This is a genomic window from Mycobacterium colombiense (assembly GCF_003284975.1).
GTDB classification, from domain to species: domain Bacteria; phylum Actinomycetota; class Actinomycetes; order Mycobacteriales; family Mycobacteriaceae; genus Mycobacterium; species Mycobacterium europaeum_A.
The window spans coordinates 1-20,316 of the sequence record NZ_QMEU01000031.1 but is presented as its reverse complement, the minus strand read 5'-3'; the positions used below and the strand labels follow the sequence as shown (position 1 = coordinate 20,316).

Annotated in this window: 19 protein-coding genes; 10 read left to right on the top strand and 9 right to left on the bottom strand. The window is 67.5% G+C overall.

Features of this window, described 5'->3' with window-relative positions:
- Nucleotides 1–466 precede the first annotated feature (466 nt).
- The gene (locus DQP58_RS12895; protein ID WP_066871850.1) at nucleotides 467–922 is read left to right on the top strand and encodes a polysaccharide biosynthesis protein; all 456 of its coding nucleotides are present in this window, start codon (nucleotides 467–469) and stop codon (nucleotides 920–922) included.
- Nucleotides 919–1,404: a glycosyltransferase gene (locus DQP58_RS12890; protein WP_112708756.1), complete on the top strand. Its 486-nt coding sequence runs from the start codon at nucleotides 919–921 to the stop codon at nucleotides 1,402–1,404. Before DQP58_RS12895 ends, DQP58_RS12890 begins: the two co-directional genes overlap by 4 nt.
- 10 nt (nucleotides 1,405–1,414) lie before the next feature.
- Here DQP58_RS12890 and DQP58_RS12885 read toward each other — a convergent pair whose 3' ends face one another.
- From DQP58_RS12885 to DQP58_RS26795, 7 genes are read right to left on the bottom strand one after another with little or no spacing between them, the layout of a single operon-like run.
- Complete coding sequence (locus tag DQP58_RS12885; RefSeq protein ID WP_112708774.1) at nucleotides 1,415–2,461, bottom strand: glycosyltransferase; 1,047 nt, start codon at nucleotides 2,459–2,461, stop codon at nucleotides 1,415–1,417.
- 11 nt (nucleotides 2,462–2,472) lie between these two features.
- A complete protein-coding gene (locus DQP58_RS12880; protein WP_112708755.1) occupies nucleotides 2,473–4,332 on the bottom strand; it encodes a glycosyltransferase in 1,860 nt (619 codons plus the stop codon).
- Nucleotides 4,329–5,792 carry a flippase gene (locus DQP58_RS12875; RefSeq protein WP_112708754.1) on the bottom strand — a complete coding sequence of 488 codons (1,464 nt, stop codon included), beginning with the start codon at nucleotides 5,790–5,792 and terminating at the stop codon, nucleotides 4,329–4,331. The genes DQP58_RS12880 and DQP58_RS12875 overlap by 4 nt, the downstream gene beginning before the upstream one ends.
- A gap of 11 nt (nucleotides 5,793–5,803) precedes the next feature.
- Nucleotides 5,804–7,387 carry a sugar transferase gene (locus DQP58_RS12870; RefSeq protein ID WP_112708753.1) on the bottom strand — a complete coding sequence of 528 codons (1,584 nt, stop codon included), beginning with the start codon at nucleotides 7,385–7,387 and terminating at the stop codon, nucleotides 5,804–5,806.
- Nucleotides 7,372–7,944, bottom strand: a complete 573-nt coding sequence (locus tag DQP58_RS12865; RefSeq protein WP_112708752.1) for a dTDP-4-dehydrorhamnose 3,5-epimerase family protein — start codon at nucleotides 7,942–7,944, stop codon at nucleotides 7,372–7,374. The genes DQP58_RS12870 and DQP58_RS12865 overlap by 16 nt, the downstream gene beginning before the upstream one ends.
- Nucleotides 7,945–7,999: 55 nt before the next feature.
- Nucleotides 8,000–9,211, bottom strand: a complete 1,212-nt coding sequence (locus DQP58_RS12860) for a PPE family protein (protein ID WP_112708751.1) — start codon at nucleotides 9,209–9,211, stop codon at nucleotides 8,000–8,002.
- A gap of 2 nt (nucleotides 9,212–9,213) precedes the next feature.
- Complete coding sequence (locus DQP58_RS26795) at nucleotides 9,214–9,360, bottom strand: hypothetical protein (protein WP_165827858.1); 147 nt, start codon at nucleotides 9,358–9,360, stop codon at nucleotides 9,214–9,216.
- A gap of 361 nt (nucleotides 9,361–9,721) precedes the next feature.
- Here DQP58_RS26795 and DQP58_RS12850 point away from each other — a divergent pair, with 361 nt between their 5' ends.
- From DQP58_RS12850 to DQP58_RS12835, 4 genes are all read left to right on the top strand, one after another.
- Nucleotides 9,722–10,399: a TetR/AcrR family transcriptional regulator gene (locus DQP58_RS12850; RefSeq protein WP_112708749.1), complete on the top strand. Its 678-nt coding sequence runs from the start codon at nucleotides 9,722–9,724 to the stop codon at nucleotides 10,397–10,399.
- A gap of 122 nt (nucleotides 10,400–10,521) precedes the next feature.
- Nucleotides 10,522–11,232 carry a TetR/AcrR family transcriptional regulator gene (locus tag DQP58_RS12845; RefSeq protein ID WP_112708748.1) on the top strand — a complete coding sequence of 237 codons (711 nt, stop codon included), beginning with the start codon at nucleotides 10,522–10,524 and terminating at the stop codon, nucleotides 11,230–11,232.
- 115 nt (nucleotides 11,233–11,347) lie between these two features.
- Entirely contained in the window at nucleotides 11,348–13,354 is a 2,007-nt protein-coding gene (locus DQP58_RS12840; protein WP_112708747.1) for a hypothetical protein, read from the top strand.
- A gap of 13 nt (nucleotides 13,355–13,367) precedes the next feature.
- The gene (locus DQP58_RS12835; protein WP_112708746.1) at nucleotides 13,368–14,423 is read left to right on the top strand and encodes a polysaccharide deacetylase family protein; all 1,056 of its coding nucleotides are present in this window, start codon (nucleotides 13,368–13,370) and stop codon (nucleotides 14,421–14,423) included.
- 12 nt (nucleotides 14,424–14,435) lie between these two features.
- Here DQP58_RS12835 and DQP58_RS12830 read toward each other — a convergent pair whose 3' ends face one another.
- Together DQP58_RS12830 and metG are read right to left on the bottom strand one after the other, a co-directional pair.
- Nucleotides 14,436–14,798 carry a PAS domain S-box protein gene (locus tag DQP58_RS12830; RefSeq protein ID WP_051445841.1) on the bottom strand — a complete coding sequence of 121 codons (363 nt, stop codon included), beginning with the start codon at nucleotides 14,796–14,798 and terminating at the stop codon, nucleotides 14,436–14,438.
- Nucleotides 14,799–14,986: 188 nt separating this feature from the next.
- A complete protein-coding gene (metG, locus tag DQP58_RS12825) occupies nucleotides 14,987–16,531 on the bottom strand; it encodes a methionine--tRNA ligase (protein ID WP_112708745.1) in 1,545 nt (514 codons plus the stop codon).
- 32 nt (nucleotides 16,532–16,563) lie between these two features.
- Between metG and DQP58_RS12820 the strand changes: the two genes are divergently transcribed.
- The 4 genes from DQP58_RS12820 to DQP58_RS12805 form a co-directional block, all read left to right on the top strand.
- Nucleotides 16,564–17,415 carry a TatD family hydrolase gene (locus DQP58_RS12820; RefSeq protein ID WP_112708744.1) on the top strand — a complete coding sequence of 284 codons (852 nt, stop codon included), beginning with the start codon at nucleotides 16,564–16,566 and terminating at the stop codon, nucleotides 17,413–17,415.
- A 158-nt stretch (nucleotides 17,416–17,573) separates the two neighbouring features.
- The gene (locus tag DQP58_RS12815) at nucleotides 17,574–18,701 is read left to right on the top strand and encodes a resuscitation-promoting factor (RefSeq protein WP_197519021.1); all 1,128 of its coding nucleotides are present in this window, start codon (nucleotides 17,574–17,576) and stop codon (nucleotides 18,699–18,701) included.
- Entirely contained in the window at nucleotides 18,674–19,627 is a 954-nt protein-coding gene (gene rsmA / locus DQP58_RS12810) for a 16S rRNA (adenine(1518)-N(6)/adenine(1519)-N(6))-dimethyltransferase RsmA (RefSeq protein WP_112708773.1), read from the top strand. The genes DQP58_RS12815 and rsmA overlap by 28 nt, the downstream gene beginning before the upstream one ends.
- A gap of 65 nt (nucleotides 19,628–19,692) precedes the next feature.
- Nucleotides 19,693–20,316 (top strand): 4-(cytidine 5'-diphospho)-2-C-methyl-D-erythritol kinase (locus DQP58_RS12805; protein WP_205869415.1); only part of this gene is annotated, 624 nt, incomplete at its 3' end.

The window sequence follows — 20,316 nt, the reverse complement described above, 5'->3', positions numbered from 1 at the left end:
CCTTTCACTCTTCGTTCGAGTCCCGCGGCGACGTGTGCGGCGAAGGTGTCGAGCCACAGGGGCGGGAGGGGTTTCACTTTGCTCGGATGATGGCGCCCGGTGCACGGATGAGCACGGCCGCCGCGCAGTCGATCGCTGCGCCGACGCCTATCAAGACATACGGGCATCCCTGTCCTCGTACGCAGTGAGATCGCCTGTTCTAGCAGCGCTCAACGCAACGATGATGACGTTAGCATCGGTGGGTTGCCGATTTCGGCGATCTCGTCGATCTCGTCGCCCGTCGCCCCTCGGCGGAGGCATCCACCCGGTGCCGGCCGAGTTTCGTTGGTATCGGTCAGAACGCGCTTGAGGCGAGGCCGGGTTCATTACCATTGAGCTGCCGCCACGCCGCGTGCAGCGAGGGCCGGAGCGAAAGCTCTTGTCGTGCGGCCGAGTTTGGTCGCGAGCGCCTGAGATGAGGGAGGACATGGGCCGCCTGCTCCTCATCGCGTCCTCCGGCGGGCACATCTACGAAATGTTTTGCCTGCGGGAGTTCTGGCAGGACAAGGACCGGTTCTGGGTGAGTTTCCCCACCGCCGACGCCCGGTACCTGCTGCGCGACGAGAAGGAGATCTACTGGGCGGCCCACCCCACCGTCCGCAATGTTCCCAACCTGCTGCGCAATCTGGTGCTGGCGCTGCGGCTGCTGATCCGCCACCGGCCCGCGATGATCCTGACCACCGGATCGGGCGTGGCCGCCCCGTTCCTCTGGCTGGCCTGGCTGCTGCGGATCCCCACCGTCTTCGTCGAGTCGATCACCCGCATTACCGAGCTGTCCCTCACCGCCCGGATGGTAAAGCCTTTCGCCTCCCGGTTTCTGGTGCAGTGGCCCGAGTTGGTCGACCGCATTCCCCGCACCGAATATCACGGGAGGATCGTGTGATCTTCGTGATCATGGGGATGGAGGTGCACCCGTTCGACCGGCTGGCCCGCGCCGTCGACGAGCTGGCCCGGGTGGGCACGGCCGGGGAGGACTTTTTCGTGCAGCTCGGCACTTGCCGCTACGAACCGCGCCACGCGAAGTTCGAACGCTTCCTGTCCTTCGGGGACGTCTGTGACCAGATCCGGTCCGCATCGGTGGCCATCACCCACGCCGGCGCCGGATCGGCCTTGCTGTGCATCGAGCAGGGCAGGCATCCGGTGGTGGTGCCCCGTCGCTCGCGGCTCGGTGAACACGTCGACGAGCACCAGCTGCCGTTCGCCGAGAAGCTTCAGGCGGGCGGCCTGGCCACCGTGGTCCGGCAGATGGAGGAGCTTCCGGCGGCGATCGCGGCGACGCGGTCTCGGGTGGCACCCGCCGATGCGCTGGGCCGGGCCCGCGAGCTGACCGGATGGCTCGAGACATTCTGGCGTGGACTGGCTTGAGCGTTTCCGGTCAGCGCCGCCGGGCCGTCGTCACCGCGGCGATGACCTCCAGCAAGCGGTCCGCGACCAGGTCGACCGAGCACCGCTGTGCGTAATGGCGTGCGGCCTCGGCCCCTTGCGCCGCGGCGACGTCCGGGTCGGCCAGGGCGTCGAATGCGGCGGCGAGCCCGGCCACGTCGTCGATGCCGACCGGGGGACGACCCGGTGGCTGGTACTCGGGCAGGGCACCGGCGGTGGACACGATCGGCATGACGCCCAATTGCATCGAGAGCACTTGCACGCCGCTTTGCGAAGCACGCCGGTAGTGGGCGATCGAACCCTTCGCGGCGGCCAGCGCCGGGATGACGTCGGCGTAGCGGAAGCTGCCGTTGCGCCAGCGCGCGTGTTTGGGCAGGGCGGTCGCCTCGAGTGACCCGCCGCCGATGAGCACCAGATCGTCTCCGCGCCAGGCGCCCCCGAGCAGATGTCGTTGCCAGGCCTCCAGCACGACGTCGACGTTCTTGTACGGGTTGAGGCGGCCGAACATCACGAAATCGCGGCGCCCTTGCGGCCCGACGAACGCCGGCAGCCGGTCCAGGTCGAGGTCGCTGGCCAGCGGCACGACATGCATGGGCGTGCCGGCGATGTCACGGCGCGCGGCGACGGCGCTCGCGACGTAATCGCTATAGGTGACGGTGGCCGCCGAACGGGCGCCCCAGCGGTCGAAGACGGCACGTTCGTAGGCCGGCGTCAGTTCGTCGGGATCGTGTGGCCGATCGTCGTGCACCACCTGGATGCGTGGGACCCGTCCGGCCAGCGCGATCCAGCGGGGATCCCGGACCAGTTCGGCGATCACCGCGTCCGGCCGGTACTCACGGACGCGGCGCCAGGCTCGCAGCGTCGGGAGCCACGTTGCGCCCGTGCGGAACCGCGGGTCGAGCACCAACTCGTAATCGCGCGCGGCGTCGGACTCCGGGTGCTGGTCGGAGGTCACCAACAGCACGTCGGCGCCGTGGCGCAGCAGCGCTTCGGCCTGCACGCGCACCGCCGGCCGTGTCCACGGCGAAAGCCAAAGCACCCGGGGCGAATTCACAGCACGGCCCCGATCGCATCGAGGTAGGCATCGGCCATCGCCTCGACTGTGTAGTGCTTGCGCATGCGCTCGTAGCCACGTCGCCCGACCGACGGCAACGCGCCCGGGTCGGCCAGGATCCGGGACAGCTGTTCTCGCCAGCCCGAGACCGACACGGGCTCGACGAGGAATCCGGCCCGGCCAAAGTCCAGCATCTCCGGGACAGCGCAAACCGCCGACGCCGCAACCGGTATGGCTCGCGACATTGCCTCGAGGATCACCACCGGGAAGGCCTCGGAGCGGCTCGGCACGCACAGCAGATCGGCGTCGGCCAGGGCCGGGCCGGGTCCCGCCGACCAGCCGCGCCACTGCACCCGCTCGCCCAGGCCGGCGGGGGTGGCCGCCTGCAGCCTCTCCCGGTCGGGTCCGTCGCCGAAAATGGATAACCGCCAGGGCATCCCGTCGAGCCCGCTCAGCGCCTCGATCAGCAGGTGGGGGTTCTTGTGTTCGACGATGCGGGACAGCATCACCAAATGCACCGGCTCGCCGCCAGGTCGCTCCCGGGGGCTCGGCTCACCGGTGTCCGCGACACCGTTGGGTGCGATGAATCGTCGTCCCCGCAGCCGATGCTGGGCGACCAGCATGTCCCAATGCCGCTGCGCCAACACGATGAATCCGTCGGCGCGCCGCATCGCCGCGGTCAACGGCCGCGAATAGATGGGCCGGTCCTCCTCGGGCGGGACGTGCGGCGCAACCAGCCAGCGTCGCTTTCGGCCGGCCGCGCGCCACAAACTACCGAAGCCCACCTCGGTGTTGGTGTCGCCGGTGACGACCACCGCCTGACCCTCGGCGACGTCGACCATGGGCGCCCACCAGGGTTGGCGCACGACGCGCACGGCATCGGGAATCTCCGAGATCAGGGGGCCGAGCCGCTGAACGCAGACGATGGTGACCGGGAAGCCGCGACGGACCAATTCCGTTGCCAGCAGCGCCTTTTGCCGCTCGGCCCCGCCGTAGACCAGGCGGTTGGTGGTGATCACGATCGTCGGCAGGGGCGTGCGCCGGCCTCGGGCGGCCCCACGCGCGACCCGCGGTGGCCGCCGCAACCGGTCCAGCAGGGCGGCGCCGGCCAGATACGCGTCGGCGAGGTGCACACTCTTTTGGTGCTCGAGCAGCAGCGCGGTGTTGGCCCGGCGCAGGTCCTGATCGCGGCCCGCATCGCAGTCAGCGGGTGGCGCGGTGGCGCGTTCGGCGCCGAGCTCGTCGGCCAACACAACGCGCCATCCCGCCGCGCGGGCTCGGGCCTGCCAGTCGGCGGCCTCACCGGAGCCGAAGAATTCCTCGTCGAAGCCGCCGATGGCGTTCCAGGCCGCGCGGTTGATCGCCAGCACGGTCGCGCCCGCACCGGGTCTGGGCCGCATGGTTGCGAGGCCCCGTGGTGCCCAACCGGTTTCGGCGGCACGCACGATCGGTGAAACCGCCGCCACCCGGGGCTCGCGAAGTAACTCCCGGGTGCGGGTGAGCGGGCCCAGCAGCCGCGCCTCGGGATCGAGCACCAGCAGGTCGGCATCGGCGGGGGTGTGGTCCACCAGCGCGTTGCACGCCGCGGCGAAGCCGCCATTGCCCGGTTTCGACACCCACTGCACCGCAGGGTATTTCGCGGCCAGCTCGGCGCGCTCCGGAAGATCCTCGTCGCTGTTGTGGTAGACGTAGACCGCCACCGCGGGCAGCTGTTCGGCGACATTGCCCAGGCAGCGCTGTAGCGACTCGTGGCTGCGAGGGTGCGCGATGAGCACCGCCAGCGAGCGGGCGGTGGGCAGGTCGGTCGGCTCGGCGACCGGGCGCTTCAGATACGCCCGATCCGTTGTGCGTTTCATGCCGCCAGCTGATTCCGGCGCAGGGAGGTCAGGCTCGACCAGCCGAGCGGGCCGGCGATGGCGCTGGTAGCCAGGTAGGCCGCGGCGGCGGCGAGCAGGACCACGACGACGTGATGCCCCGAAAGCAGCAGCGCCACAGCCACACTCGCTGCCGTCGGGATCAGCAACCGCAGCACGAACAGCACCGGCGTGCGGTAGCCGCAGTGACGGCGCAACCAGCAGGTGCTGACCAGCATGTTGAAGAACTCCGTACACACCAGCGCGACGCCCGGCCCGACCGCACCGTACCGCCCGGCGAGGCTGAGGTTGAGTGCGACGTTGAGCACCAGCGTGGCCATCGTCAACCAGAACAGGATCCGTTGATGATGACTGGCGACCAACCCCTGGCCAAGGGTGCCGCCGACGAAACGCAGGGCGGCCGCGACGAACAGCAGCGCCAGCGTCGGCGTGCCGCGCTCGACGAACGCCCTGTCGCCGAAGAACGCGATCAGCGGTCCGGACAGCAGCGCCCCGACGGTGGCCACGGGTATCGCGACAAAGCACATCAGCTCGACGCTGCGGCGCAGAAAGCCCGCGAAGGCGGCGACGTCACGCGAAAACAGCTCGGTGGCCGTCGACAGCGTCGACTTGTGAAAGATCAGCGAGACCACGATGGTGTTGAACGCGACCGTGAAGGCCAGCCCGTACAAGCCGACTTCGGAATGCGTGCTCAGCAAGGACAGGATCACTCCGTCGGCGCGGCAGTACAGCAGGCCGACCACTAGGAAACCGATCAGCGGCAGGCTTTCCCGTAACAGGTCGGCCGCCTCCCGCGGTGCGAAGATCGGGCGCACCGAGATATGCCGCGTCGCCGCGGCGCCTTGGATCAGCAGCTGCACGGCGGGCGGGATCAGCTGTGCGACGGCGAACCAGATGACGTCCGACCGCATCGCAACCAGGCAGGCGACCATGGCCAGGGTGCCCGTTCGGGCGGCGACGTCGGAGATGGCCACCGCCGAGAACCGGACGGTGGCAAGAAATACCGGCTCGAAACGCGTCACCATGGTCTGCATCAGCAACGCTCCCGAGAGCACGACGAGCATCACTCGCACCTCGGGGTCGTGATAGATGAGCAACCCCGAGACGGCGGCCAGCACCGCCAGTGGGACGCAATAGATCAGGGCCAGGCCGCTGTTGATGCGCACCAGGCGCTCCAGTTCGCCGCGGCCGGAGGTCACCCGGCGCACGATCACCGTGGCGATGCCGAGATCGGCCAGGCTGGTCCACATGGCGACGAAAAGCACCGCGATGGAGAGTTGGCCGTAACGCCCGGGCCCCAGATAGCGAGCGGTCATGGCCACCGAGACCACCGAGGCCAGCATGCCCAGAGCGCGGCAGATCAACTGGATCGAGAACGCGTGCGCCATCCGGGTGAGCGGTACCGACGGCACCACCGCATCGGCTGCCGTCGGCTCGGTCATGGCTCGCGAGCCTAGTAGGCTCCGTGGCTTGTGAGTACCGCTTTCACCGTCTTGGCGATAATCACCAGATCGCCTGACATCGACCAGTTGTCGACGTAGGACTGATCCAGCCGCACCGACTCTTCCCAGGAGAGGTCCGAACGGCCGCTCACTTGCCACAGTCCGCTGACTCCGGGCTTGACCAGCAACCGGCGTTTCACGTCGTTTTCGTAGTTGTCGACCTCGCGCCGCAACGGAGGCCGCGGCCCGACGACGCTCATGTCTCCCTTGAGGACGTTGATGAACTGGGGCAGCTCGTCGATGCTGTAGCGGCGAAGGATCTTGCCGACGGGCGTGACCCGGGGGTCGTCGCGCATCTTGAACAGCATGCCGCCGGCGCCCTCGTTGAGCGACAGCAGTTGCTCGAGCTGGGTGTCCGCGCCGTCGGTCATGGTGCGGAACTTCAGCATCGTGAAGGGCTTTCCGTCGACGCCGATGCGTTCCGACGGGTAGAAGACGGGCCCCCTGCTGGTCAGCTTGATGGCGATGGCAGCAGCGATGAGAATGGGCGCGGTGGCGACCAGCGCCGCCAGCGAGAACAGGAAGTCGAAGGCCTGCTTCTGAAATCGGTGCGCCCCTTCGTATTGCGGCTTGTCGACGTGCAGCAGGGGCAGGCCCGCGGTGAGGCGCAGCGTCAGGCGCGCCGCGGTCACGTCCATCACGCCGGGGGACACCACCAGGTCGACGTCCATCGTCTCGAGCTGCCACATCAGCTCCCGGATCCCGTGCATCCCAAAGTGATCCGTCTGTGTCAGCGCCACCGTGTCCGCGCCGCAGCTGGCGATCGCGGCGGCCGCATGGGTCTGGTCGCCCAGGATCGGGATTTCCCGGCCGCCGATGGTCAGCGTGTTGCCGCGGCCCGGGCCATAACCGGGGATGCAGACACCGACCACGACGCAACCGGCCAGCGGATTGCGGGCCAGTTCATGCGCGAGGTGGGTCACCGCCTGGCGGTCGCCGATCGCCAAAACGCGGGTCTGGCAATGGCCTTCGGCCCGCTTGCGGTTGACGTGCTTGCGCCACCCGCTGCGGCTTCCCAACAACGCCAGCGTCCCGACCGGCAGCGCGATGGCCAGATAGCCGCGGGCCAGATCGACCTTGGCGAGCAGCGTGACCATCGCGATGATCCCGAATGTCCAGAAGGATGCCGTGCCGATCCGCCGGTACTCCTCGATGCCCGCCCCGATGATCCGGCTCGAGCGCGTCTGGAACACCGCGAGGGCCGACAGCCACAGTGCCGCGAAGAGGAAGGAGAACAGCGTCATCATCGGGTCCGAGTAACCCGAGGTGTTCGCGATCTCGCCGAACCGGACGTACTGAGCCAACAGCACCGACGCGCCGACGATCACCGAGTCGCTGATCCGCAGGTACTGCGAATACTGATCCTGCCAGCGCCGCAACGCGTTGCCGCCGGTCGAGGACGCGGGAGCGGCGGTTGCCGGGGAGCCGTTGGTGTCGCCGCGGTGCAATGCCGTCGTGTCCGCGGGCCAGGGCTTCAGCGGTCGCCGGCTGGGCATGATGTCCACGGTGTTGCGAATCATTACCGACTGATGCATGTCGCCACCTGTTCCACGGGAACCAATCTGGGTTTGCGTGCGGGCCAACTCGCGTCCTGCTCCGAGATGACCGTGACCGGAATGGGCCACGAGATGCCGAATTCGGGGTCGTCCCAGCGGATCCCCTGCTCGTCGGTCATCGCGTAGTCCCCGCTGAGCTGGTAGCTGACCTCGGTGTCGTCGACCTGAGTCTGGAAGCCGTGCGCAACGTAGGGCGGCAAGTACAGCGTCCGGTGGTCGTCGGCGCTCAAGTCGACCATCACGTGGTCGCCATAGGTCAGCGAGTCGGGACGGACGTCGACCGCAACGGCGGCGATGGCTCCGCGCGTGCAGCGGACGAGCTTGGCCTCGGCGTGTGGCGGCACCTGACGGTACAGCCCACGCACGGTGCCCCGGGTGTAGTTGAAGACGATATTCGTCTGCGAGACATCGAAATTCAGCCCGTGATTGGTGAAGTCCCTGGCGCAGAACGTCCGTGAGGAGAACCCGCGGTGGTCACGGTGGATTTCGAGATCGATGATGGTCACCCCGGCGACCTTGGTGGGCGTGTATTTCACTTACCGCTCCTTCTTGAATACCGGGCCTGGAAAACCGTTGCGCTCATGCGTGGGCTTACGCGTATCCGGCGGCCGGCGGGCGGGTCATGACGGTCGGGATCACGCCGTATCGGGGTCCGAGCGATTTGCCCGGCGCGGCCGCCAGGCGCGGCAGCGACCCCATGACGCTGGGGGGCACGTTCGCGCCGGCGAGGTTGATGGCGGGCAGCGCGGAGACGGCGCCGTTGGCGGCCGGGATCACGCTCGTCCAGCTCGCCGGTACGGCCAGCGGGCCCAGCGACGCGGCGCTGCCGAGGCTGCCGAAGACACCCGAGCCGATCGATCCGAGCGATCCGAGCGCGCCCGCGCCGGAGCTCGCCGCACTGGCTGCCCCGGACGCCGCGGCAGCGACCCCGCTGCTGGCGGCATTCGCCAAGCCCTGTGCGGTTTGGGCCATGCCGAGGATCGAGGACATCCCGTATAGCGGGGTCGCCGCCGCCGAGAAAGCGCTGGGAATGGCGCCGGGTATACCCGACGCGAGGCCCGTCATGATCGACGAGTCGGTCGCCGTGCTCCCGGTGGTGCCGAGGGTGGTGCCGACGTCGCCGGTCTCGGTCAGCATGGAGACGCTGGACTTCATCGGCGAGGAAAGCTGGTGCAGCGTGGTGGGCACCTTCGACACCACCTGGGCGAGGTTTGCCTGTTCGGTTTGCGCGGCGACCCGCCCGACCGTCGCGGCCTGCTCGGCCATCCCGCTCTCGTTGGTCACCTTGGGCGCCGGGTTGAACTGTGTCACCGAGCACGCGGCCGCCGACCCCGCGGCGTACTCGTACATGGCCGCGGCGTCCTGCGCCCACATTTCGCCGTACTCGGCCTCGGTGGCAGCGATCGCCGCCGCGTTCTGGCCGAAGAAGTTGGTCGCGACCAGCATCGCGAGCTGTGCCCGGTTGGCGGCGACCGCCGGCGGGGGGACCGTCGCCGCGAAGGCGGCTTCGAAGACCTCTACGGCGAGCCGGGCCTGACCGGCCGATTCCGCTGCCCGCGCGGCGGCCCCGGCCGTCCACGCCATGTACGGCGCGAACGCGGATGCCATCGCCAGCGACGACGGGCCCATCCAGCGCTGGGTGGTCAGGCCCGCGATTACCGTGCGGTAGCAACTCGATGCGGCATGCAATTCGGCGGCCAGGCCGTCCCACGCCACCGCGGCGGCGATCAGCGACAGCGGGCCGGGTCCGGTGTACATCCGGATGGAGTTGATCTCCGGCGGAAGCGCTCCGAAATCGATCATTTCTAGACCGTGACCGGCTGCCGGGCCGAGGCGGCGCCGACAGCGGAAGAGGAGGAGGCGATCGTCGATGCGTCGACAATCCGCTGGTCAGCCGTGGTCCATCGGCCGGTTGAGGCCTGTGACCAGCGGTTCGCCGTGACGAACGACATGTGCTTCCCCTTTTGCGGTGCAGACGGTCAAGACGATGTTTAGGCCGTTTCCAAACTGACGATCTGACAATAGCGTACAAAACATACTAATAGTTTGACAATAGCGTGTGATCTAGACCTCAGGTATTTACGCACGCGTCAAACGGGACAGCCGTATGACTGCTAACCTCTGGAGTGGGCTACATGTCTTGAGCGACGCGGGTGCGTGTTCGCTCCCACCCCTGAAGAACCGAGGTAGTTGTGCCCTGCATGAGCACGGCGTTCGACGACGTAACGGCGGGCGAAACGGCCCGCGGCGTCAGCCTCGGCCGAAACGGCGGCGCCCAACCCGCGCCGCGGGGTACCTGAGCTCGCGAGTGTTATGACGACCCATTCGACTGACGGACGAGCGGACGCGACCCGGCAACAGATCCTGCGGGCCGCATCGCACCAGTTCGCCCGGCGCCCGTACCACGACGTCGGTCTCGACGACATCCTCGCCGAGGCCGAGCTGACCAAGGGCGCGATGTACTTCCACTTCAAGTCGAAGCACGCGCTGGCCGTCGCGATCATCGACAGCCAGACCGAAGCCGGCGCCGTCGCCGTGCAAGAACTGATGACGCGCGGCCTCTCGGGCCTCGAGACCCTGATCGACTTCTCGTATCTGATCGCGATCAAGGACATCAAGACCGATGCCGTCCGGTCGGGATTGAATCTGATGGAGTCGGTCGGCCTCTCGGACGGGCTGCAGGCGAGGTTGTTCGATCAGTGGATCAAAGCCCTGGCCAGGGTCGCCGAGCAGGCCAAGGCCGAGGGCGATATCAACGACGAGTGCGACCCGCAAGACATCGGCCGCCTGATGGTTTCGCTGCACATGGGGCTGCGCAAAACCAGCGACCTGGACGACCCCGAGCGGTTCCTGCGCGACCTGGAGAAGTGCTGGTCTTTGCTGCTGACCGGGATTCTGCAGGCGGACCGCACCGAATACTTCCGCCAATTCCTCAGGCGGCGTGCGGCGCTCGCCATCACCGCCAGTTCAGCGGATGCCGACGAGCAGTAACGGCGCGGGCAGTTTGCACGCTCGGATCGTTGTAACGACTGATACTGTGAGCCGTCTTGCGGGCAATGTGAAACTAGATGAGCGTTCTGCGCATCCGATGAGACCCCGGAGGTGCGTGCACCATGGCGCGCCAAGTTCGCTCTGAAGCCACCCGCCGCAAAATCCTCGACTCCGCCATCGAAGTGTTCAGTGACGTCGGGTATGCCGCCGCGGGATGGAGCACCATCATCGAGCGGACCGGAATGACCAAGGGCGCCCTCTATCACCATTTCGATTCGAAAGAATCGTTGGCGTCGAACATCATCGAGGAAGGCTCCGACACCCTGCTCAGCGCTTTCCGCAATGTCTGCGGATCGTCGTCGCCCGGGCTGGAGAACCTGCTGCACGGCACGTTCACGATCGTCGAGGTGCTGAGCTCGGACAAAATGGCCCGCGCGGCCGCGCAATTGGCCACGGCGTTAAGCGGATTCAACGCCGCGGCCTCGCGCTTCTACGCCAACTTGATGCTGGAGACGGCGCAAGAGGCTCGGCGGGCGATCAAAGAGGGAGACCTCCGCAACGAAATCGACCCCGACGTGCTCAGCGCGTCGGTCATCGGCACCATCTTCGGGGCGCGGTTGGTAGCCAACGCGATATCCAGCCACGGCAGGATCGGCAACATCGTCGGCGACCCCACCGAGCGCCTGCATCAGATCTGGAACTTGCTGCTTCCCGGTGTCGTCTCCGAGGCATCGCTGCCCTACTTCCAGCAATTCCTCCGGCGTGAAGAAATGCGCCATGCCGCGGCCAGGGCGTCCCGCGAGGACGCCACCGCGGAATCGGAAACCGATTAGATTCCGCCGATAGCCGGTGCCAAGGCGGCGCGGGATCTCGAAGAGGCGTTGCGAGATACCTTTTCGCGTTCGCCACGACGGCTATTCCGTTATTGGGGTTGAAGCGCTTTCAACAATGCATACTGTTCCGGTGATATACCGGAAATCTCTCGGTCGAGTAATTGCGCTGGCCGGTGTCGTCGGATTCTTGCTGATGAGTGCTCCGGCATCGTGGGGTGCGCCGGCCGACCCGGCCCCGTCGACGGACTCGACGACGACCCTGTCGCTGCTCGATGTCGGGTCCGCCTCGACCCTGGAATTCTGGGGGCTGACGAGCAGCCAGCAGCTGACCGTGCCGGTGCTGCACGGCCTGACGCCGGCCGCTTTGAACACAACGGTCGAACTGCCGATCAATCTGCGGTCGGGGATGATCACCGTGACGCAGGGAGAGCGCACCCTTGCCAGGCTCAACCTGCCCACCGCCGACCAGACACCGATCGCGATCCCGTTGGCCGGCGCGGAAGTCAACGACAATTGGCTGACGGTCACCGTGCACGCATACCTGGTTCCGGTGGACGGATACTGCCTGTACCAGGAAAGCCCGCTGCGCCTGACCAACGGAACGGTCACCTACACCGGGGCCGAATTACCGCCGACCACGGTGGCCCATTTCCTGCCGCCGGTGCTGCGCAAGCTGAGCATCTATCTGCCGCAGTCGCCGTCGACTGCGGAGTCCGACACGGCAATTCAACTCGCCGCCTCCGCCGCCGCGCACTACGGCAAGCAGGTTCCCGACATCGTGGTGCTCCCGCTGCAGGAAGGCCAGGCCGCTCCGCCGGCCCCGCCGCAATCGCTGGAACGCCAGATTGTTGTCAAAGAGGGCCCGGACAACGGGCTTTCGCTGCAGGGCTCCTCCGGTGTGCCGTGGCTGTTGATGTCGGGGCCGTTGAACCGAACCGACGACTCGGACACGGCTGCGTTGTTCAGCGACGTGTCGGAGCTGGCCCTGTCGTCCAAGGCCACACTGGATTCCCCGAAGCCCAAGGTGCAACTGCCCGGCAATACCGCCTCGCTGCGCGAGCTCGGACAGCCCTTCGCCAACTCGACCTCACTGCAACCGCGGGTGTCGATCGGAGTGGACCAGACCAGGTTTGGCCGATCCATCCACTCGGTACGGCTGCATCTGCAGGGGTCCTACACCCCGACGTCGAACAACGGCGTCGGCCAGATCGCGGTGACGATCGGCCCGGAAACCATCGACCACTGGCCCACCGACGGCCACGGCACCGTCGACCGCTGGATCGACGTGCCGGACCGGCTGCTGCAGCGCTACACCAACCTCGAGTTGGTGCTCGACGTGGCGAGCAATGTCGGACACTGCGGCGACTTCTACACCGCCGGACCGGGAAATCAGCTGCTCACCCTGAACATCAACGGCGACAGCACGGTTGAGAGCAGCCCCGCCGCGCCACCGGTGCCCGACGGTTTCCAGTCGATGCCGCAAACCCTGATGCCCCGCGTCCAGGTCGGCATCGCCGAGCACTCGTTCATCGACACCGTGCGCGCGCTCGACATCATGGTGGGCCTGCAACGAATCAGCTCGATACCGATCGACACCACCGTCACCGGTGTCAAGCAGGCAATCGACTCCTCCGATCCCGCACTGCTGATTTCCGCCGACGGGTGGAACCAGTCCGAGGTGGCGCTGCCGGTGGCCGCGGGGCCCAGCGGCCCGATCACCGTCAGCGCCGTCGGCCCCGGTGACAAGCCGGCCAAGCTGACACTGGACCCGGTGCTGCGATTCGCCTCTCTGCAAACGGTTTTCAACCACGGTCGGTCGCTGCTGATCGCGACGTCCAACAGCGCGCCCGGGCAGCTCGACGAGCTGATCAGGTGGCTCAAGAGTGAGAACAACAAACACTGGCAGCGGCTCAAGGGTGTTGCCGTGGTGTCGGTGCCCGGGCAAGACCCGGTGACCGTCGACCACCCGCCGCTGGCCGCCGGCGCCTCGCCGTCGGGGTCGGCAAGCCATTCCAACCTCGACTGGCTGTACTGGTTCGGCGCGGGCTGGGTGGCCGTGGCCATCGTCGGCGCCGGGGTGATCCTGTGGCGGGTCAGGCGCGAATCATGGCGGCGCCGATAGCGTTTGGCCCTTGATGGCGCGAATCAGGGACGTCGAGATCCGCCCCGCCATCAGGAACATCGCGGCCGCAGCGCTGTGCGCCGCCGGTGTCCCGGCACTGACACGGCGACGACATCGCGACGCGCTCGCCATCGTGATGTTCCACGGCGTGGAAGACGCGCCGCTGTCGCCGCCCTGCTGGCATGTCGGCGAGGTGGCGATGTACCGCCGCCAATTGGAGTACCTGCGCAAGCACTTCAACGTCCTCGCGCTCGAGGAGGCCCTGGCGGCCCTCGCCGCCGGGACGCTGCCGCCGCGCGCGGTGGCGATCACGTTCGACGACGGCACCGGCAACCTCGCGACCCACGCTGTGCCGGTGCTGCGCGAGTTGAACCTGCCCGCGGCGGTGTTCCTGGCGACGGGCCCGATCGGCACCGGCGAAACATTGTGGCCCGACCGGCTGTGGCTGGCGATCGCCCGCACCGCGGTGGCCGAAGTCGATTTGGCCGCACTGAAATTGGGGACGCGTTCGCTCGACGGCGACGCCAGGCGCGGCCGGGTCTACGCGGCGGCGGTCGAGGCGCTCAAGGACCTCGGCGACACTGAACGCGTCGCCGTGCTGGACCAGGTCCTGGCCGCGCTCGGCTACCGCGACGACGGGGACGCCGGCCCGTTCCGGATGCTCACCTGGGAGCAGGTGCGGGACCTGGCCGGTGACCCGCTGGTGAGGCTGTATCCGCACACGGTGACCCACCCCATCCTCGCGCGGTGCGACGACGACAAGGTCGAACGGGAGATCACCGACTCCTGTGTGGCGATCGAACGTGAGACCGGCTCAACGCCAAAGGTTTTCGCCTACCCTAATGGCCGGCCGCAGGATTTCGATGACCGGGCCAAGGATGTCTTGCGCCGCCGCGGGGTGCGCTGGGCGCTGTCCACCGCACCGGGATTCGCCGATCGCGGCTGCGACCCGCTGGCCGTGCCGCGGCTGGCGGTCGGCGGCAATGCCACGTTCGACCATTTCCGGCTCACGGTCTGCGGCGGCCTGCCGCGGCGGCGGCACAAGCCCGGCGCGGCCGGCCGCCGGTAGGGGTCAGCGGCGCTAGCGCGCCTCTTCCCAGAGCTGTTCGGTCAGATCCTGGAACGCCGCGAGGGCGAACTGATCGTCCACCCGTCGCACGGCGGACTTGCTCATCATCGCGCGCACCACCGAGCCGTCCTTGTGCGCCAGTTCGACGACCATGTTGGCCAGCGCGTGCACCGTCGCCAACAGCGAATCCGACGCGGGGGCCTGATGAAAGATCTGTTCGAATCGCAGCGACAGGGTCTCTTCCGGCTCATAGCCCATCATGTCGGCAAATGCGGTGTTGGCGAACAAGATACTGCCGTCGTCTCCGATCGCCAGCACCGGAACCGGGATCCGCTCCAGCACAACCAGTGCGGGCAGCTCCTTCAGGGTCGTCATCGGCGATTGGCTCTGTTGCCTGTTCTGGCGTCGTTCCACACCGAAGATTATGGTCTATGCCAGAAGTTATGTTGGACACATTTGTCCAAAGCGTTCCCGATGAGTTGGCCGTGGCACTGAACTCGGTTGCTCTTCAAGCGAATTGTCCGGGTCTTCGACCGCTGGTCACGCGGCGTTGAGCGGTCCGCTCACTCGACCTGGTAGCGGGGGAACACCCCAATCGGAGCGGGCAGCGCCGTGCCGGGCGCCAGGCGCGCGCCGATCGCGGCAAACGCCCGTCGGTCTTGCGCTTGCCCGAGCAGATCCAGCAGCTTGCCGGCCGAGTCGGGCATGACGGGCTGGACCAGCAGCGCGGCGATGCGCACCGCCTCGCAGGTGACGTACAAGACGGTGCGGAACCGCGCCTGATCGGCCTCGGACTCGCTCTTGCGCAACACCCAGGGTTGCTGCGCCGAGAAGTACCTGTTGGCCTCGCCGAGCATCAGCCAGATCGCTTCCAGGGCCAGGTGCATCGCCTGCGCGTCGAAACTGGCCCGGACGCGTTCCAGCAAACCGTCGGCCGTCGCGAGCAATTCGGTGTCGGCGGCGATCAGCTCACCGGGTTCGGGAACGACCCCGTCGAGGTTCTTGGCGATCATCGACAACGACCGCTGCGCCAGGTTGCCGAGCTCGTTGGCCAGGTCGGAGTTGATCCGGGTGACGATGGCGTCCTCGTTGAAGCTGCCGTCCTGGCCGAACGGAACCTCGCGCAGCAGGAAATAGCGCACCTGGTCGACGCCGAGCGTGTCGATCAAATTGATCGGGTCGACCACGTTGCCCACCGACTTGCTCATCTTCTCGCCGCGATTGAGCAGGAACCCGTGCGCGAAAACCCTTCGCGGCAGCTCGATTCCGGCCGACATCAGAAAAGCCGGCCAGTACACGGTGTGGAACCGGATGATGTCCTTGCCGATCATGTGCAAGTCGGCCGGCCAATAGCGCCGGAACCGTTCCGATTCGGTGTCCGGGTAGCCGACCCCGGTCAGGTAGTTGGTCAGCGCGTCGACCCAGACGTACATCACGTGGTCGGGGTGCTCGGGCACCTGCACGCCCCAGTCGAATGAGGTGCGCGAGATGGACAGGTCGCGCAGCCCGCCCGAGACGAAGCTGACCACCTCGTTGCGCCGCACGTCGGGTCCGATGAAATCCGGGTTCGCCTCGTAGTGGGCCAGCAGCTTGTCGGTGTACGCCGAGAGCCGGAAGAAGTACGTCTGCTCCTCGGTCCACGTCACCGGGGCGCCGGTCTCGGTGGCCAGCCTGGTCCCGTCCTCGAGGAGCGCGGTCTCGGATTCGACGAAGAACCGTTCGTCGCGCACCGAATACCACCCGGAGTAGGTGTCCAGGTAGATGTCACCGGCGGCCGACATCCGGCGCCAGAGCTCCTTGGACGCCTCGTGGTGGTCGGAATCGGTGGTGCGGATGAACCGGTCGAAGGAGATGTTCAGCCGCTCCTGCAGCCGCTGGAACACATCCGAGTTGCGCCGGGCCAGCTCGGCCGTCGGGATGCCCTCGGCCGCCGCGGTTTCGACCATCTTGAGGCCGTGCTCGTCGGTGCCGGTCAGGAAGCGCACATCGAACCCGTCGAGCCGCTTGAACCGGGCGATCGCGTCGGTCGCGATGTACTCGTACGCGTGCCCGATGTGCGGATCGCCGTTGGGGTAGGTGATCGCGGTGGTGACGTAATAGGGCCTCATCGCCCTCAACCTTATTTGGGGGCCCATATTGTGTGCGCGTGAGCTCCAAACGTCAGCCGCCCCCGGCCCCCGAGCCGTTGCGCCCGCTCGTCGACGCGCACACGCACCTGGACGCGTGTGGCGCGGGCCCGAATATGGGGGCCGAGGGGGTGCGGGCCATCGTGGACCGCGCCGCGGCGGTCGGCGTAGGGGCGGTCGTCACGGTCGCCGACGACATGGACTCGGCGCGCTGGGTCGCACACGCGGCCGAGTGGGACCCGCGGGTCTATGCCGCGGTGGCGTTGCACCCCACCCGGGCCGACGCGCTCGACGACGCCGCACGTGCCGAGATCGAGCGACTGGTGGCCCATCCCCGGGTGGTGGCCGTCGGCGAGACCGGCCTGGACCTCTACTGGCCGGGGCGGCTGGACGGTTGCGCGGAGCCGACCGTGCAACGGGAGGCCTTCGCCTGGCACATCGACCTGGCGAAGCGCTGCGGCAAACCGCTGATGATCCACAACCGGGACGCCGACGCCGACGTGCTCGACGTGCTGGCGGCCGAGGGCGCCCCGGACGCCGTGATCTTCCACTGCTTTTCCTCGGACGCGGCCATGGCCCGCCGCTGCGTGGACGCCGGGTGGCTGCTGAGCCTGTCGGGCACCGCGAGTTTCCGCAACGCGCATGCGCTGCGCGAAGCCGTTCCGCTGATACCGCCTGGACAGCTGTTGGTTGAGACCGATGCGCCATTCTTGACTCCCCATCCCTATCGGGGGACGGCGAATGAACCGTATTGCCTTCCTTATACTGTTCGGGCGATCGCCGAACTGGTGGATCGCCGCCCGGAAGAGCTGGCCGAGATAACTACGAGTAATGCTCAACGGGTGTACGGATTGGTCACAGTGTGAGGTAAACGACCAGGCGATTTGGTTTGAATTCGCCGCGTCGGAGTTGCCCAACCTTGACCGGTTCGTTACCGTCTTGTGATCGAACGGTTGGGCCTGCGGGCCCTTAATTTGTGACTTGCTGCCGAATGAGTGGGTTGTTGAGGGTTGGGTAACGCGCGTTGAGTGTATTGACAAAACTTCATCAGAATCCTTCGCCGATGTTGCGGCTCGTGGTCGGAGGGCTGCTGGTAGTCCTGGCACTCGCGGGCGGATACGCGGTTTCGGTGTGCAAAACGGTCACGCTGACCGTCGACGGGGTGGCCATGAAGGTCACCACCATGAAGTCCCGGGTCATCGACGTCGTCGAAGAGAACGGTTTCGCCATCGACGAGCGTGACGACCTGTATCCCGCCGGTGATGTCACGGTGCACGACGCCAGCAAGATCGTGCTGCGGCGCAGCCGCCCCCTGCAGATCTCGCTGGACGGCCATGACACCAAGCAGGTGTGGACCACGGCTTCCACCGTCGACGAAGCGTTGGCCCAGCTGGCGATGACCGACACCGCCCCTGCCGCGGCCAACCGCGGCAGCCGCGTTCCGCTGGCCGGGATGGCGCTGCCCGTGGTCAGTGCCAAGACCGTCCGCATCAACGACGCGGGTGCGATCCGCACGGTGCATCTGGCGGCGCCGAACGTCGCCGGCCTGCTGAGCGCCGCCGGCGCGCCGCTGCTCGACAGCGACCAGGTGGTGCCCGCCGCGTCGGCGCCGATCGTCGACGGCATGGAAGTTCAGGTGACGCGTAACCGGATCCAGCAGGTGACCGAGCGGATCCCGCTGCCGCCCAACGCCCGTCGCATCGAAGATCCGGGTTTGAACATGAGCCGTCAGGTCGTCGAGGATCCGGGCAGCCCGGGCACGCAGGATGTCACCTTCTCGGTGGCCACGGTCAACGGCGTCGAGACCGGCCGGCTGCCGATCGCCAACACGGTGATCACGCCCGCGCGCGACTCGGTGGTCCGCATCGGCACCAAGCCCGGCACCGAGGTGCCTCCGGTCAGCGACGGCTCCATCTGGGACGCGATCGCGGGTTGTGAAGCCGGCGGAAACTGGGCTATCAACACCGGCAACGGGTATTACGGCGGTGTGCAGTTCGACCAGGGCACGTGGGAGCGCAACGGCGGGTTGCGGTTCGCCGCCCGCGCCGACCTCGCCACCCGCGAGGAGCAGATCACCGTCGCCGAGGTGACCCGTGAGCGCCAGGGTTGGGGTGCGTGGCCAGTGTGCAGCGGAAGAGCTGGTGCACGCTGACGATCCGGCTACTCGGGCGCACCGAGATCAGGCGGCTGGCCAAAGAACTCGAATTTCGGCCACGGAAATCGCTGGGCCAGAATTTCGTCCACGACGCCAACACTGTGCGCCGGATAGTCTCGACCTCCGGGGTGAGCCGGGCTGATCACGTCCTGGAAGTCGGCCCGGGTCTGGGGTCGCTGACCCTGGCCCTGCTCGACCGCGGCGCCGCCGTGACGGCCGTCGAGATCGACCCGGTGCTGGCCGAGCGGCTGCCCCAGACCGTCGCCGAGCATTCCAACAGCGAGGGCCAGCGCCTGACGGTGGTCAACCGCGACGTCCTGACCCTCCGCCGCGACGAGGTGGCCACTGGGCCAACAGGCCCGACAGCAGTGGTCGCCAACCTGCCGTACAACGTCGCCGTCCCGGCGCTGCTGCACCTGCTCGCCGAGTTCCCGTCCATTCGAACCATGACGGTCATGGTGCAGGCCGAGGTCGCCGAGCGGCTGGCCGCCGAGCCCGGCGGCAAGGAGTACGGCGTGCCCAGCGTCAAGGTGCGCTTCTTCGGCCAGGTTCGTCGTTGCGGCATGGTGTCGCCGACGGTCTTCTGGCCGATCCCGCGGGTCTACTCCGGGCTGGTACGCATCGACCGGCATGCGACCCCGCCATGGCCCACCGACGAGGGCTTCCGGCGCCAGGTCTTCGCACTGATCGACATCGCGTTCGGGCAGCGGCGCAAGACATGCCGTAACGCGTTCGTGGACTGGGCCGGCTCGGGCAACGAATCGGCGAATCGGTTGCTGGCCGCCAGCATCGACCCGGCGCGCCGCGGCGAGACGCTGTCGATCGACGACTTCGTGCGGTTGCTGCAGCGCTCCGCCGATCGATCCGACGCCGCGCCCGAGGCGACTCCCCGCATCGCTGAACAGGGCGCCTCCGCCGGCTGACGGTAAGCCGCCGAAGGCGCCGTTGCGTGTGGTTGGCTCCGAGCAGCGATAGTCTGCTGCGGTGGCTGAGAATGTCTGACGGCAATACCGCCGCGCAGTGGGTGCCCACTGGGTCGGTCACTGTTCGGGTGCCTGGAAAAGTCAACCTCTATTTGGCGGTCGGTGACCGCCGCGAGGACGGCTACCACGAGCTGAACACGATTTTTCAGGCCGTTTCGCTGCTCGACGAGGTGACGGTTCGCAACGCTGACGTCCTGTCGCTCGACATCGTCGGCGAGGGCGCCGAGAAGCTGCCCACCGACGAACGCAACCTGGCCTGGCAGGCCGCCGAGCTGATGGCCGAACACGTCGGCCGAGCGCCGGACGTGTCGATCATGATCGACAAATCCATTCCGGTGGCCGGCGGCATGGCCGGGGGCAGCGCCGACGCGGCGGCCGTGCTGGTCGCGATGAACTCGCTGTGGGAACTCAACGTGCCCCGCCGCGACCTGCGCATGCTGGCCGCGCGGTTGGGCAGCGATGTGCCGTTTGCGCTGCACGGCGGCACCGCGTTGGGCACCGGCCGCGGCGAGGAGTTGGCGACGGTGTTGTCCCGCAACACCTTTCACTGGGTACTGGCGTTCGCCGACGGAGAGCTGCAGACACCGGCGGTGTTCACCGAACTGGACCGGCTCCGCCAAGGGTCTCGA